13 protein-coding genes are annotated in these 14337 nt (G+C 61.5%); 10 read left to right on the top strand and 3 right to left on the bottom strand.

The window, feature by feature from the left end; genetic code table 11:
- Positions 1-109: 109 nt before the first annotated feature.
- From cpaB to QZR30_RS12120, 8 genes are read left to right on the top strand one after another with little or no spacing between them, the layout of a single operon-like run.
- Positions 110-1057, top strand: a complete 948-nt coding sequence (gene cpaB, locus QZR30_RS12155; RefSeq protein WP_056847052.1) for a Flp pilus assembly protein CpaB — start codon at positions 110-112, stop codon at positions 1055-1057.
- Between the two features lie 15 nt (positions 1058-1072).
- Positions 1073-2278 (top strand): type II and III secretion system protein family protein, encoded by a 1206-nt coding sequence (locus QZR30_RS12150; RefSeq protein WP_046070743.1) that lies wholly within the window; start codon positions 1073-1075, stop codon positions 2276-2278.
- A complete protein-coding gene (locus tag QZR30_RS12145) occupies positions 2275-3468 on the top strand; it encodes an AAA family ATPase (RefSeq protein WP_046070742.1) in 1194 nt (397 codons plus the stop codon). Before QZR30_RS12150 ends, QZR30_RS12145 begins: the two co-directional genes overlap by 4 nt.
- Positions 3465-4736, top strand: coding sequence for a CpaF family protein (locus tag QZR30_RS12140; RefSeq protein WP_046070741.1), 1272 nt, complete (start codon positions 3465-3467; stop codon positions 4734-4736). Before QZR30_RS12145 ends, QZR30_RS12140 begins: the two co-directional genes overlap by 4 nt.
- A gap of 9 nt (positions 4737-4745) precedes the next feature.
- The gene (locus QZR30_RS12135; protein WP_046070740.1) at positions 4746-5627 is read left to right on the top strand and encodes a type II secretion system F family protein; all 882 of its coding nucleotides are present in this window, start codon (positions 4746-4748) and stop codon (positions 5625-5627) included.
- Position 5628: 1 nt separating this feature from the next.
- A complete protein-coding gene (locus tag QZR30_RS12130; protein ID WP_046070739.1) occupies positions 5629-6516 on the top strand; it encodes a type II secretion system F family protein in 888 nt (295 codons plus the stop codon).
- A 10-nt stretch (positions 6517-6526) separates the two neighbouring features.
- Entirely contained in the window at positions 6527-7252 is a 726-nt protein-coding gene (locus QZR30_RS12125; protein WP_311903346.1) for a tetratricopeptide repeat protein, read from the top strand.
- A gap of 10 nt (positions 7253-7262) precedes the next feature.
- Positions 7263-7535, top strand: coding sequence for a DUF3613 domain-containing protein (locus QZR30_RS12120; RefSeq protein ID WP_046070737.1), 273 nt, complete (start codon positions 7263-7265; stop codon positions 7533-7535).
- A 140-nt stretch (positions 7536-7675) separates the two neighbouring features.
- On the opposite strand, the gene QZR30_RS12115 is transcribed toward QZR30_RS12120, so the two are convergent.
- Positions 7676-8461: a response regulator transcription factor gene (locus QZR30_RS12115; RefSeq protein WP_124399203.1), complete on the bottom strand. Its 786-nt coding sequence runs from the start codon at positions 8459-8461 to the stop codon at positions 7676-7678.
- Positions 8462-8585: 124 nt separating this feature from the next.
- Complete coding sequence (locus tag QZR30_RS12110) at positions 8586-9035, bottom strand: prepilin peptidase (RefSeq protein ID WP_046070735.1); 450 nt, start codon at positions 9033-9035, stop codon at positions 8586-8588.
- Positions 9036-9106: 71 nt separating this feature from the next.
- On the opposite strand from QZR30_RS12110, the gene QZR30_RS12105 reads away from it, so the two are divergent.
- A complete protein-coding gene (locus tag QZR30_RS12105; RefSeq protein ID WP_046070734.1) occupies positions 9107-9544 on the top strand; it encodes a TadE/TadG family type IV pilus assembly protein in 438 nt (145 codons plus the stop codon).
- A complete protein-coding gene (locus QZR30_RS12100; RefSeq protein WP_311903345.1) occupies positions 9541-12279 on the top strand; it encodes an ATP-binding protein in 2739 nt (912 codons plus the stop codon). The genes QZR30_RS12105 and QZR30_RS12100 overlap by 4 nt, the downstream gene beginning before the upstream one ends.
- Here QZR30_RS12100 and QZR30_RS12095 read toward each other — a convergent pair.
- Complete coding sequence (locus QZR30_RS12095; protein ID WP_059398434.1) at positions 12264-14210, bottom strand: pilus assembly protein TadG-related protein; 1947 nt, start codon at positions 14208-14210, stop codon at positions 12264-12266. The genes QZR30_RS12100 and QZR30_RS12095 overlap by 16 nt on opposite strands.
- Positions 14211-14337 lie beyond the last annotated feature (127 nt).

The following is a 14337-nucleotide window of genomic DNA, read 5'->3' as shown; positions in this document are numbered from 1 at the left end:
AGCTACCTTCAAATAGCCAAATCGTTAGTTGTTCATCACAGCTAAGTTGCGAAATTAACTCGTTTGGATTAACGGGCATAAGCAGTGCAACGGGATAGGGAGAGCCGTCATGAACAGTCGCATCAGCATGGTCCTGGCTGGCTTGCTGCTTGTCGCAGCTTTAATTGCAGGGTATTGGGGGCTGGTGCTGAGTCGTCCTCCGGAATCCGTAGTGGCCCCATCGCCGGAACCTGTCATTTCCGTTGAAAAAACCCTGACTGCCGTGGAAGACCAAACCCGCCAACCGGTGGTGGTACTGGTACACGCGGTGCCCGCTTTTGCCCCCCTTACCGCTGCCGACGTGGCCGTGGAAAAATTGCGCACCGTTCCGGCCGGCAGCCTGACCAGCCTCGACCAGGCTATCGGTCGTACGCCCTTGCGCGCGCTGGGTGCAGGGACGTGGCTAAACGATGAAAGTTTCACCGCCGGTGGGCCTCTGGCTCGCATGATTCGTGCAAATGAACGCGCACTGGCGGTCGCCGTCGATGAGGTCATCGGTGCTGGCGGCCAACTGAGCCCCGGCGATTACGTCGACGTCCTTCTGTTCCTGCGTCAGGACAACGCCAATGCCGAGCAATCGGCGCAGGTGATCATTCCCGCGATTCGGCTGCTCAGCGTCGGCGACCAATTGGGGCTGGCCAACGACGGCACACCGGCAGTGCCGCCACCGGCCACCGCCGAAGAGCGCGCCCAAGCTGCCCAACGGCGTACCGCAGCGCGCAGTGTCGTGCTGGCGGTGCCCGAACCGTTGCTGAGCCGGCTGATGCTCGCCTCCCAAGCCGGCACGCTGCGCCTGGCTGTGCGCAGTGCCGACGAACAGTTGCTCAGCCGCTATTGGGCCGGCGAAAGCGACACGCCGGACAAAGTGCAAAGCGCCAACCGCGACCTCTACCAATTCACCCAACTGGCCCTCACCGGCCCGCCGAAAAAAGTCGCCCCCACGGTTGCCGACACCGGCCAGCGTCGGGGCGTCGAAGTGATTCGTGGCGCTTCGGCGGCCCAACAAACCCCTGATTGAACAAGGATGCTTTGAATGAGCCCACGCTACGCTCAATTGGCCTTGACCTTGATGCTACCGTGCCTGCCCGTGGGCCTGGCAATGGCAGCACCTGGCAATTGCAGCACCTTGGGCCAGTTGCCCGCCGTGGTCGAGGTGGGCGAAGGCTTGCAAACCGAGCTGCAATCGTCAGTGGCGATCACGCGCCTGGCCATTGGTGACCCGAAGATCGCCGATGTGCGGGTCAATGGCGAGCGTAACTTCCTGCTGACCGGCGTCGGCAGCGGCGCCACCAGCCTGATGGTGTGGACCGGCTGCTCGACCGCGCCGCGCCAGAGCATGGTGTTCGTCAAGGGCAAGGCCACCTCGGCGCTGACCAGCCAATCGCTGTCGCCTTCGGAAGACCCGACACTGCCCAGCCAGGTACAGACCGATATCCGCTTCGTCGAAGTCAGCCGCACCAAGCTCAAGGAGGCCAGCACCAAGATCCTCGGCATGGGCAAGAATTTCTTCCTCGGCAGCCCCGACCTGCTCTCCCCAGCAGAGAGCGTGTTCAAGCTGCCGGTGAGCGCTGACAGTTTCAACATCGGGTTTGGCGGTGGCCGGGTCAAGGCGTTGATCAACGCCCTGGAAAGCAGTGGCTTTGCCTACACCCTGGCGCGTCCGAGCCTGGTGGCCATGAGCGGCCAGAGCGCGACCTTCCTGGCCGGGGGCGAAGTGCCGATCCCGGTGCCCAGTGCCGGCAGCGATACCATTTCCATCGAGTACAAGGAGTTCGGCATCCGCCTGACCCTGACGCCCACGGTGATCGATCACAACCGCATCGCCCTGAAAGTCGCACCGGAAGTCAGCGAGCTGGATTACAACAACGCGATCCAGATCGAGGGCATCCTGGTGCCCGCCCTGACCGTACGGCGCACCGACACCAGCGTATCGCTGGCCGATGGCGAAAGCTTTGTCATCAGTGGCCTGATCAGCAGCACCAACCGCTCCACCATCGCCAAGCTCCCCGGCCTGGGCGATATCCCGATAATTGGCGCGTTTTTCCGCGACTCCAATATTCGCAGCGAGGAAAAAGAGCTGCTGATGATTGTCACCCCGCACCTGGTCCGGCCATTGGCGGCCAACGCACAGTTGCCGTCGTTGCCCGGGGAAAAACTGCGCAACTACGACCCGAACTGGTTCCGCCTGTTCTTTCTTGAAAACGGCAACTTCGACCGTCGCAGTGGACTTTCCCAATGAGCGATAGCCTGGGCCAGACCTTTCTGGCAATCACCCGCAACAACACCGACCTGGAGTGGCTGCAGGGCGCGCTGGCCCCGCTTGGTCAAGTGATCAGCGTCGGCGGTGGCAGCCTGGATGAATTGCTGGCACTGGTGGACGTGACCTTCGCCAACCTGGTGTTCGTGGGCCTGGACCGCGAACACCTGGTGGCCCAGAGCGCCCTGATCGAAGGCGCCCTGGAAGCCAAGCCGATGCTGGCCGTAGTCGCCCTCGGTGACGGCATGGACAACCAGTTGGTACTCAACGCGATGCGCGCCGGCGCCCGGGATTTTGTCGCCTATGGTTCACGCTCCAGCGAAGTGGCCGGGTTGGTGCGACGCATGAGCAAGCGCCTGCCGCCTACCGCGCCGAACGCCCACCTTGGTGGCCTGACGGTGCTATACGGCACCCAAGGCAATACCGACGGAGCCCTGATCGCCAGCCACTTGGCGATGGTGGTGCAAAAGAGCGGTCAACAGACACTGCTGCTCGACCTCGGCCTGCCGCGGGGCGACAGCCTGGCGCTGCTGGGCCTGGAGAGTACCTTCAATTTCGGTGACGCCTTGCGCCACCTGCGCCGCCTTGACACCACACTGATCAACAGCGCCTTTACCAGCACCGACGAGGGCCTGCGCATTCTTGCGTATGCCGCCAGCGACGAGCCCCTGGAAATGACCAGCGCCGCCGAGCTGTACATGTTGCTCAGCGCCTTGCGCCAGCACTTCCAGCACATCGTGGTCAACCTCACCGGGCAGGCTGACAGCGAGCCGTTGCGCACCTTTGTCAGCCACTGCGACAAACTGCTGTGGTGCACCGACCAAGGCGTGCTCGACTGCCGGCGCAACCTCGCGGTGCTGAACCTGTGGCGCGAAAAAGGCATGAAGCTCGACCACGCCCGACTGCTGGTCGACCGCTATATCAAGGGTTGCGCGCCCGACACCGAAACCCTGGAAAAAAGCTTCGGCCTGGAGTGCATCGCGGTGCTGCCGCTTAGCCCTGAAGTGCGCCTGAATGCCAAGAACCAGGGGCAAAGTCTGTTCACCCTGGCCCCGCGCGAAGCCCTTACCCACACTTTGCGTCAGTTGGGCGAGCGCCTGGCAAAACGTTCCGAGGGCATGGAAAAACCGTCCACGCGCTGGTTCGAACGTCTACTGGGGTCAGGTCGATGAACGGTGAAAAGCTCTTCGGCGCCCCCACTCGTGGAGCCGCCGGGCGCAACGACCACGACAGCCTGAAAATGGTGCTGCATCGTTACATTATCGATGCCATCGAAGAGACCGGACAGAACCTGCTGGAAGGCTCGCGCCAATCCCTGGCGCAATTTGTCATCGACAAGGTGGCCGAGTACATCACGCGTATGCACCTGGCGATCTCGCGTTACGAGATGGAGCGCCTGGCCGAAGAAATCGTCGATGAGCTGACCGGCTTCGGCCCGCTGGAAGTGCTGCTGCGCGATGTGTCGGTCACCGAGATCCTGGTCAACGGCCCGCACCGGGTGTTTATCGAACGTGATGGTGTGCTGCACCAGAGCGACCTGCGCTTTATCGATGCGCACCATGTGGAGCGGGTGATGCAGCGTATCCTCGCGCCCCTCGGGCGGCGCCTGGATGAGTCGTCGCCGATGGTCGATGCGCGCCTGCCCGACGGCAGCCGGGTCAATGCGATCATCCCGCCGATCGCCTTGGACGGCCCCTGCCTGTCGATCCGTAAATTTCGCAAGGACATGCTCAAGAGCAGCGACCTGGTGGCGATGCAGACCATCGACCAGAGCATCTTCGAGTTTTTCCAGGAAGCGGTGGGCAAACGCTGCAATATCCTAATCAGCGGTGGTACCGGGACCGGCAAGACCACACTGCTGAATATTCTCAGCCAATTGATCAACCCCCACGAGCGCCTGGTCACCATCGAAGATGTGGCCGAACTGCAACTGGGCCACCCCCACGTCGTGCGCCTGGAAACCCGCCCACCCAATGCCGAAGGACATGGCGAGGTCAAGGCCAGTGACCTGATCCGCAACGCCCTGCGGATGCGCCCGGACCGCATCATCCTCGGCGAGATTCGCGGCGTCGAAGTACTCGACGTGATGACCGCCATGAACACCGGCCATGACGGTTCCATGAGCACCGTGCACGCCAACAACGCCCAGGACGCGCTGCTGCGCCTGGAAACCCTGGTGGGCCTGACCGGGCGCGTGGTGGCGGAAAAAACCCTGCGCCAGATGATCTGTGCCGCACTGGATGTGGTGATTCAGCTGACGCGCCTGCCCGATGGGCGCCGCTGCGTCAGCGAGGTGGTGGAAGTGGTCGGCGTGCGCGACGACGTGTATGTCACCAATACCCTGTTCCGCTTCGACCGCCGTGCCGGCTTTGGCTTCCTGCGCGAAGCGTTGCACCCGGCCGGCGACAAGCTGCGGCGCGAAACGCCATTGCCGTTGTAGGGAGGCGTCATGACCGGACTTATCCTGCTGCTTATCTGCGTTCTGCTGGTCAGCCTGTCCATCTGGCTGTTCCAGCGCGGGCTGCGCCAGGCCGGCACCGACCGCGTGCTGGAACGCCTTGCCGAGGGCCAGCCCATCCCCCAGGAATCGAACAGCAGCTGGGTCGCCATGGAGCGGATGTTCCAGCGCGCCGGCCTGGGCAAGCCCACCGATCGCCTTGGGCTGTGGTTGAGCGGCTGGGCGGTGGCCATGGTGCTGGGCTACCTGTTGGCCGACTGGCTGGGCCTACTCGCCATGCTCTTGGTACCACCGTTGCTGTTGCGCCTGTACATCGCCTGGCGTTACCAGCGGCGTGTGCAACGCATGATCGAACAACTACCGCAGTTACTCGACCACAGCGTGCGTAGTCTCAAGTCCGGACGCACTCTGGCCGATGCCGTGCTGGGTGCAATCGAAAGCACCGAGGCGCCCCTCAAGCAAGCGATGAGCCGCATCCAGCGCAATGTGCAAATGGGCGTGAGCCTGCCGGAGTCCGCCAGCGATTTTGCCGAGTTCTACGAGCGCGATGAGTTTCGCCTGTTTGCCCTGGGCCTGAAGGTCAACCACCGCTACGGCGGCAACGCCAGCGAGTTGCTGGAAAATCTGATCAAGATGATCCGCGAGCGCGAGCAGGGTGCGCGCCAACTCAAGGCCATGACCGGTGAAACGCGCATGACCGCGTATGTGCTGGCGGGGTTGCCCATCGCCATGGTCGGCTACTTCCTGATGGTCAACCCGGGCTACCTGATGAGCATGTGGAATGACGGAACCGGGCGCTACCTGCTGCTCGGTGCGGTAGCGCTCGACATCACGGGCACCTTCGTCATGTGGCGCATGTTGCGGAGTATTTGAGATGGCCATCCTGATCAGCCTCCTGCTGTTACTCGCCGCCGTCGTCTTGATCGCCGGCAGCCTGCTGGAACAACGCCGCCGCCAGCGCATGGTCAACCAACGCCTGCAAGGCCAACTGGCCCGTGAAGACAAACTTGGCAGCCTGATGCGCCAACTGGGCGCCAGCGCGGTGGCGCAGCGCTCGGTCAGCCTGGACAACGAAACACAGACCTTGCTCAACCGCGTCGGCTGGCGTAAGCCCAACCAGCGTTCCATGTTCGCCGCCTGCCAGGTCGGCGTGCCCATTGTGCTGTTGGGCCTGACCGTGCTCGGCCAGCAACTGCTGTTTCCCCATGTGGGCTCGCCGTGGATCGCGCCGGCCATTGCCCTGGGGGTCGGTTACCTGTTGCCCAAGCGCGTGCTGGTCCTCAGCGCGAAATACCGCCAGGAACGCATCGCACGAGAGATCTCCACATTCATTCCGTTGCTGCGCATCCTGTTCGAATCCGGCATGGCGGTTGAACAGTCGCTGCGGGTGTTGAGTATCGACGCCCAGCGCCTGCTCCCGGACCTGACCCATGAACTGCGCCTGATTCTGGTACGGGTCGACTCGGGCCTGGAGTTGTCGGAGGAACTGGGCAAGACCGCGCGCCTGCTGGCTGTGGATGAGTTCACCGACACCTGCATCATTCTCCAGCAATTGATCCAGCAGGGTGGCGGTGCCATGAAGTCACTGCTGGCGCTCAAGCAATTGCTCGATGACCGCCGCCTGACCCGCCTGCAGGAATACATCTCGAAGATGTCGGCGAAGATGTCCGTAGTGATGATGGTGTTCCTGTTTCCCGCCCTGCTGACTGTGCTTGGGGGGCCGGCCTTTATCGCCATCGCCCGGGCCTTGAATAACTTCTGAGGAGCCTGCCATGAAGCCACTGATTGTCGCCTTGAGCCTGCTGATGCTGGGCGGCTGTGCCAGCAATGGCCAGGTTCCATGGGCCGGGTTGCTGCAGCCCGGCAGTTGCCCCAAGCCCAGCTCGGACCAGGAGCTTTCATTGAACCTGGCCGATGACATGGCCAACGAAGGCAAGCTGCACGCCAGCCTGGCCAACCTGCAGAACCTGCCCAATGCCCTGCCCCAGGTGCGCCAGCGCCAGGCCCGTGCCTATCGCTTGCTGGGGCGCAGCGAGGCCGAGCCGCTGTACCGCAGCCTGTTGGGCACCTGCCTGGCTGCCGATGGCGAGCACGGCCTGGGGCAATTGGCGTCGGCCAGGGGCGACAACGGCCAGGCCATGGCCCACCTGCAACATGCTGCAAGACTGGCGCCCACCGACGAGAAAATCCGCAATGACCTGGGCGTGGTGTACCTCGATCAACTGCGCCTGGAAGACGCCCGTTTCGAATTCATGACCGCCATCGAGCTCAAGCAGAGCGATCAATTGGCGGCCTTGAACCTGGTGACCTTGCTGATTTATCAGGACAACTGGGAACAGGCCGCAAAAGTGGTCGGCCAACTCGGACTGAGCCCCGAGCAGGTCACCGAAGCCCAGGCGCGGGCACAACAACTCAAGGGTTCACGCACGGTACCGGTGCGTTCAGCCAAAGACCAGGTCGCGACGGTCAGCGACACGCTGCCGGTACCTGTGAAATAGGGAGTCGATGATGAAAATCCATTACCTTGCCGGCCTCGCCGTGTTGACACTGCCGCTCATGGCATCGGCCATCGAAGCTGGGCCGTCTTCTCCACGGCAAGCGGAAACCGAAAACTGGATGGCGCTGCAACTAAGCGGCCGCGCAGCCTCGGCCAACCCGCAGAAGACCACGCCGGCAGAACGCGAGCAGGCACTCAAGCGCTGGCTGGACAGCAACAAGCACCCGATCCCGGAGTTCTTTGATCAGAAGGTGGGCGGGTCTGCACAGGGTGGGAGCCAATAGCCAAGCCTATATCCCACCGTAGGAGCGAGCTTGCTCGCGAAGAACCCCACGACACCGCGTTTATGCAGGATTCACGCGTTATCGTTGACGTTTTTCGCGAGCAAGCTCGCTCCTACATTATTAGCGCAGGCGCCGGGCCTTCAGTGCGCCGTCACCCGCTGGTGCATCGCCGAGTTGCTGGGTGACAACGCCAGCGCCAGCTGGGTACGGTTGTGCATATGGGTAAGGCGCAATATCTGGGACACATACAACTTGACCGTGTTCTCGGTGATCCCCAGGTCACAGGCAATCTGGTAGTTGGTCTGGCCCTTGCCCACCAGGCGCGCCACATCCAACTGACGCGGTGACAATTGACTGAAGATCGCCGGTACTTCGAGCGGCCCGGCATCATCGGCCAACGGTTCGCCGTCACCCTCTTTGGGCACTGGCTTGCGACGCACCTTGTCCAGGTCCATATACAAGTCGTTGATGGATTCGGACAGGTACTGCAACTTCTGGTTAAGCGTGCCCAGTTGCAGGTCTTTTTGCCGTTCCTCCAAGGCCGCTTCCTGGCGCTTCAGGCCTTCGAGCACCTCATCGAGATTGATCGGCTTCTGGTAGTAATCGGCGATCCCCGCGCGCAGGGCCTTGATCACATCCTGTTTGTCGGCACGCCCGGTAAGCATGATCGCTTCGAACGCACGATGTTTGCCGGCAACCTGCTGCAGGGCCTGCACCAGCTCGATGCCGTCCATGTCCGGCATATGCAGGTCACACAGCACCAGGCCTATCAAGGGGTCATCGCCGAAGCGCTGGATCGCCTGTTGGCTGGACTCACACGGGACACAACGGTACCCGCTGCTTTCGAGAAATTCACAGAGCTCCTCCACGATCAAAGGTTGATCGTCGACCACGAGCACTTTTACTGCAGATGTGAGCTTGTTCACGCGCTACTCCATGCCTGGCAAGCCAAAGAGGACCCATCCTTTTTGACGAAAAATCCTATACAACTACTCATTAAACGTAGACGTACTTTCTGACTATGTACATAGCATTATTCAACGCGCGCGCTTAATGGATCCAAAGCCAACACCCGACGAAACCTGTCAAAACGAAAGGCGCAAAAGGCTGTTTTTTTGACACTTTTTCTGCCCGCTCAAACTGGCTCGAGCTAAGCCCTTGATGCACAAATGTCCAGGCCAGCATGGCGACCGCGGCGCCGATCAGCGATCCCAACAGAATGTCGATATTGGACGCCAGGCCCAGGGCGGCGAGCAGCTTCACATCCCCCGCGCCGAAGCGGCCCAACGCATACCCGGGCAGGGTCAGTATCAGCGCCAGAACCAAGGCCAGGCCGCCTTCGCTGCGGGGCGCACCGACCCAGGTCGACCCTGCCCACAGCAGGTAGATCAACGCCAGCAAACCAGCACCCAAGGTCAGCGTATTGGCAATCTGGCGCTGGCGAATATCCTGCACTGCACACAGGCCCAACCACAGCAGAATCACTACATAGTGGATCACGTAAAAAACATCCCTTTTTGCCGAATGATTCTATGCTGATATCAGGTACTCGCCTCAGGGTAGACGCAGTGATGAAATCAGGCTTCCCGAGAAAGCAAAAAGGTGCGGCGGCCATCGAGTTTGCCTTGGTCTTCGTGATCTTCTTTGCGGTGTTCTACGGCATGCTCAGCTACAGCTTGCCGCTGCTGTTGATGCAGTCCTTTCATCAGGCGGCAGCGGAGGGAGTGCGCCGCAGTGTGTCCCTGGACCCAAGTACCGCAGGCTATTCGGCACTGGTGGTACAGCGCGCCAAGGATGCGGCGCAGGCCCAGTTGAATTGGATCCCCGGCTCGTTGAAATTCTTGCCCGGCTACATCACTGCCACCTACACCAATAATTTGCTGACGGTAAAAATCACCTACCCCTCGGCCAATATCAAAGCGGTGCTGCCGGCCTTGGTACTGCCCGGAGTTGGCAGCGTACCGAACCTGCCCGCCAACCTCACCGCCACCTCGAGCCTGCAGTTTTGACGGCAGGGGATAAACTGTTCGCGCGCCTGCGCGGGCGCCACAGCGCTCCGGCCATGACCGCGCTGGGCCTGCACCTGCAACTGGACAACCTGGGCCATGTGCTGAGCATCGCCGGCACCTTGCAACCCTTGCTCACCCACCATTTCACCCACACAAACACCCCACCGTTGCATGCCTTGCTGTGCGCCAACAGCGCATTGAGTGTCGAGGGCACACCGCAGCAATGGCAACGCCATGGCCTGGACCTGGACTTTCAGGGTGCCGGCGGCCAGGTCCTGCATACCCGCGGCTGGATGGAGCCCGAGGGCGACGGCTGGGCCCTGCACTTGCTGGATATTACTGACCTGCTGGCCGACCGAGCATTGGAACAGCAGCGCGAACAGAACCATCAGATCACCGGCCTGATGAACGAACAATTGCGCGTGTGCAGCCTCAACCGCCTACCCCAGGTGTTCAACGAGCACCTGCGCACCGTCGCTCAGCGCTGGCGCATGCCGTGCGTGGCTATGGCGCTGCTCGACGAGGAGGACCAAGGCTGGCGCATCTACAGTCAATATGCCGCCCATGATGCGCCGGCCCTGTGGCAAACCGGGCAACACTTGGGCACCAGCCTGGACAGCATCAACGGCAACACGCCGCTGAGCCTGGACATTGCCCAGGGCCGCAGCGACAACCCGCGCCTGCACAGCGTGTTTGGCAATGCCGATGGCTTCCTGGTGCCTTACCGCGACAGCCAAGGTGTCGCGGCGTGGTTGCTGTGTGGCTTCTACAGTGGCCAGGCCCAACATACCCGTGAGCGCGACTGGCTTAATCTCTGCGCAGCCCTCGCCGCACCGTTGCTCAGTCGCCTGCGTGAACAACGTCATCACCAGCAACTGGAACGGGTAGAAGCCCTGCAAGGCCTGCTCGGCACCGGCTGGTGGGAGTTGTTGCCCGCCACCCAGGAAATCCAGCTGGCGCCACAATTGCTGCGCAACCTGAGCCTGGAGCAGGGTCCCACTCGCCAGGCCCTTGGCACTTGGCTTGAACTGATCCACCCGGCCGACCGCCAGGCCCTCAACAGCCGCCTGCAAGACTTGCAAGCTTTGGGCAAACCCTTGCTGACCAGCGTGCGCCTGCAGCGGACGGAGGCCGAGCAGGCGCCCCTCTGGTACCGCATACAGGGACAAGTGCTGGGAGTTGGCAATGAGCGACGCTGGATCGGTTTCATGCTCGATATCAGCGACATCAAGAACCAGCAACTGCAAGCCGCCGCCGCCCATGCGCGGCTGGACAACCTGATCGCCAGTTCACCGGCGGTGATCTATGTGCAGCGCTACGTCAACGGCGCGCTGCATCCGGCGTTTTTCAGTGACAGCCTGCTACCACTGCTGGGCTGGACCCTGGCCGACTGCAACCTCGACACCCTGGCGGCGCTGATCCACCCCGACGACCGCGAACTCTACTTTGAACGCACTCGCCAATTGCTACGCGAAGGCAACATGCGCAGCCGCTACCGACTGCGTGACAAACAGGGCCACTACCACTGGCTGCTCGACGAAGCCAAACTGTTGCGCGACGACCTCGGGCTGCCGGTGGAGGCCGTAGGCTTGTGGCTGGACGTGACCGAGGCGACCCTGGCCGCTGAACAAGTACGCCAGAGTGAGGAACGCTATCGCATCCTGGTGGAAGATTCGCCAGCAATGATCTGCCGCTATCGCCCCGACCTGATCCTGACCTTCGGCAACACGCCGCTGGCCAACTACCTGGAATGCCTGCCCGCCCAACTGCCCGGCATCGACCTGGGCCAATGGCTGTCGGATGAACAGCGCGCCGCCTTTGTGCAGCGCATTGCGCGGCTGACCCCGGAGTTCCCGGTGAGCACGGCTGAAATCAGCCTGCAACTGCCTGGGCGCGAGCATGCCTGGTGGGTGTGGTCGGACCGTGGCGTGTTTGATCAACACGGCACCTTGTTGGAAGTGCAGGCCGTGGGCCGCGACAACACCGAAGTGCGTCGCTCCCAGCAACAACTGACCCAAAGCGCAAAAATGGCCACCCTCGGCGAAATGGCCACCGGCCTGGCCCATGAGATCAACCAGCCGCTGAACGTGATGCACATGGCCGTCGTCAACGTGCTCAAGCGCCTGGGCAATGGCGATGTACAAGTGGATTACCTCACGGAAAAACTCCAGCGCATCGACGCCCAGGTACAACGCGCGGCACGAGTGGTCGACCATATGCGCGTCTTCGGCCGTCGCTCTGAAATCGAACAGCAACCCTTTGACCCGGCGCAGGCGCTGGAGGGCACCTTGGCCCTGCTCAGCGAAGGCCTGCGCGGCAAGGGTGTGGAAGTACGCATCAGCCCTGCGGACTTCTCAGTGCAGGTCAAAGGCTATGTCGATCAATTGGAACAGGTGCTGATCAACCTGATGGTCAACGCCCGCGACGCGTTGCTCAGCCAGCGCGAAAAGACTCCCGGACTGCGCCCCTGGATTACGCTGCACAGCGAGCATGACGGCCGCCACGTACGCATCTGGGTCGAAGACAACGCCGGCGGGATTGACCCGCGCTTGCTGGAGCGGATTTTCGAGCCGTTCTTCACCACCAAGCCAATCGGTGTGGGCACCGGGCTGGGGCTGTCGGTGAGCTATGGGATCGTGGAAAACATGGGCGGGCGCCTGAGCGTCAGCAATGGCGAGGCAGGCGCGAAATTTTGCGTGGAGTTGCCCATCGTACCGGATCAAATCACCAGGTAAGCCCGACCCATGTGGCAGGTGAGGTTGGCACCGACTTCGGCGTTTCCGAGGTTGATGCCCAGTGCACTCAACAAGCCATCCACAATCGGGTCGAGTACTGGCGACAAAACGTTCTTGATCGCGGTGACCAGCGTATTGGTAATGGTCGCGAGTAAACCCGACACCGCCGGTAGGATGCCGCCAGGGGCACTACCGGTTGGGGCAACATAATTCACCTGGATCGCCCCCAATGTGTTGACCAGCCCTTTGACCACCTCTGTCGAGGGAGGAACAGACTTATAGGTGGGCGCCAGATTCATGTCGTTGACCGGAGAAAACAGCAGACTTTGACTCGTCCCTCCCACGGTCGCATGGACGACGGATAGGGATAGGCTACCGCCTACGCCTGCCTTGCGTGGACCACAGCCAAATATCCCCTTGCAGGTCTGTACGCCAATATCCACCAGGGCTACTGGATTCACTTCGGATTTTACTGCGGAGGAAAAGGCCTGCGCCGCATCCACTTTTCCTACGGAAACATCGGCAAGCGCAGTCTCAACCTGAACAGTCAGCGATTTCGTCGCATTGCTCGCACAATTGAAATCCGTGACATGGCTTTTCGCGCTCGCCACCTCGATATTGATATCCAGGCCGCTCATCAACTGAACATCGGTGTGATCACAGGGCTTCAAAATCAGGCACAACACCGGATCCAGCAGGCCCACCAAATTCAAATGCAACAAGTTATTTACGACACCTGTCACCGGAGTGGTGATGGCGGAAACCGCAGATGTCAGCCCATTAATGCCATTCAATACGGGCAGTTGAATAGACACCAGCGTACGCACTTGTGCGGTGCGCACAAAGATCTGATCGGTCGGCGGGTTCTTCAACAAGCCCTTCTTCGCCAGCGCAGGATTGCCGATAGCCGACAACTGCGGCGGCTCGATGACTTTGGTCTGGATCGACACATTGCCCACCAGCGGAATAGCGAGCTGCGCCGCCGCACTCACGGCGTTCTTGCTGCTGGATAACTGCGCCACGGCTTCGAGCAATTGAAACAGCTGCACATTGGAATTCAGCGCCGCCGTCGGGGTGCCGGTGGCGATATCAATCAGGTCGCCCACCGTCAACAGCTTGGTGTTCGGCGCAATGGCTTCAATCGAAATCACGTCATTGATAACCGCGGTGACCGCCGCGCCATTTTTCTGCAAGACCTTGACCGCGGCGTCGATCAACTGGGTGGCGGAGACGGCCGTGCTGAGTAGCGCGTCGTAATCGCCGGCCTTCACGTTCAGGTCGATCGCTAATTGGTCGAGGTAACCGAGCAGGTTGACGTTGGTCTGCAACAAACCGTTCCAACTCGCCGCCGTGAGCGACAGGCTTCCACCGAGCAGGTTACCCATCACCAGATTAAGCAAGGGGGATTTACTTGAGTCGACGCTGGCCAGGCTGCTGCGGATCGTCAGTTGCGCCACCGGCGGCGGTGTAGCCGCTACGGCAGTGGCGCTCAGGTTGAGTTGCGGGGTGATCGGCGCGCCACTGAACAGGTTCCACAAGCCGTTAGCGATGCTGGTCATCACGGTGTGGGAGGCCACCACGCGAATCGCGTCGCTCTTGGTGGCATCGGCGGTAAACACGCGAGTGTTGGCGGCATTGGTCGCCAGGGTGCCGCACGTCACGACCAGGGTGCGGCCATTGCCGACCACGAAACCGTTACGCGAGGCATTTTGCGTGGCATAGGCGTTGGCCGTGGTGCTGGTGCCGCATTGGCCACCCAGGCCAGCCGCTTCCAGCGCCGACGTATCGGCGACGGACTGCAGCTTGCGTTTTTCCAGGTACAAACGCCCGCTGTCGACCGCCAGCAACGTAAACACCAGGGCCAACGCCAAGGTGCCTGCCGTCATCAAGCCAATTGCTCCACGCTGCCTGGAACCGAATCGGGGAGACATCGAAGCACTCCTGCGCTAACTCTCCGGCGTTGCACTGGAGTGTAGACAAGGCTTTGGCAGGTTGCTGGCAACTCGCCACATTGGCGACTGACGGAGATCCCGTGAATGTTGGAACATGTGGAAGGGG

Origin of the sequence: Pseudomonas sp. rhizo25 (assembly GCF_031931935.1) — a bacterium.
GTDB classification, from domain to species: Bacteria; Pseudomonadota; Gammaproteobacteria; order Pseudomonadales; family Pseudomonadaceae; genus Aquipseudomonas; species Aquipseudomonas synxantha.
This window is presented reverse-complemented; position numbering and strand designations above follow the sequence as displayed.

Excerpts from the sequence above, each read along its gene's own strand:
- cpaB (WP_056847052.1), top strand. The coding sequence starts at position 110 with ATGAACAGTCGCATCAGCATGGTCCTGGCTGGCTTGCTGCTTGTCGCA.
- QZR30_RS12150 (WP_046070743.1), top strand. The coding sequence starts at position 1,073 with ATGAGCCCACGCTACGCTCAATTGGCCTTGACCTTGATGCTACCGTGC.
- QZR30_RS12145 (WP_046070742.1), top strand. The coding sequence starts at position 2,275 with ATGAGCGATAGCCTGGGCCAGACCTTTCTGGCAATCACCCGCAACAAC.
- QZR30_RS12140 (WP_046070741.1), top strand. The coding sequence starts at position 3,465 with ATGAACGGTGAAAAGCTCTTCGGCGCCCCCACTCGTGGAGCCGCCGGG.
- QZR30_RS12135 (WP_046070740.1), top strand. The coding sequence starts at position 4,746 with ATGACCGGACTTATCCTGCTGCTTATCTGCGTTCTGCTGGTCAGCCTG.
- QZR30_RS12130 (WP_046070739.1), top strand. The coding sequence starts at position 5,629 with ATGGCCATCCTGATCAGCCTCCTGCTGTTACTCGCCGCCGTCGTCTTG.
- QZR30_RS12125 (WP_311903346.1), top strand. The coding sequence starts at position 6,527 with ATGAAGCCACTGATTGTCGCCTTGAGCCTGCTGATGCTGGGCGGCTGT.
- QZR30_RS12120 (WP_046070737.1), top strand. The coding sequence starts at position 7,263 with ATGAAAATCCATTACCTTGCCGGCCTCGCCGTGTTGACACTGCCGCTC.
- QZR30_RS12105 (WP_046070734.1), top strand. The coding sequence starts at position 9,107 with ATGAAATCAGGCTTCCCGAGAAAGCAAAAAGGTGCGGCGGCCATCGAG.
- QZR30_RS12095 (WP_059398434.1), bottom strand. The coding sequence starts at position 14,210 with ATGTCTCCCCGATTCGGTTCCAGGCAGCGTGGAGCAATTGGCTTGATG.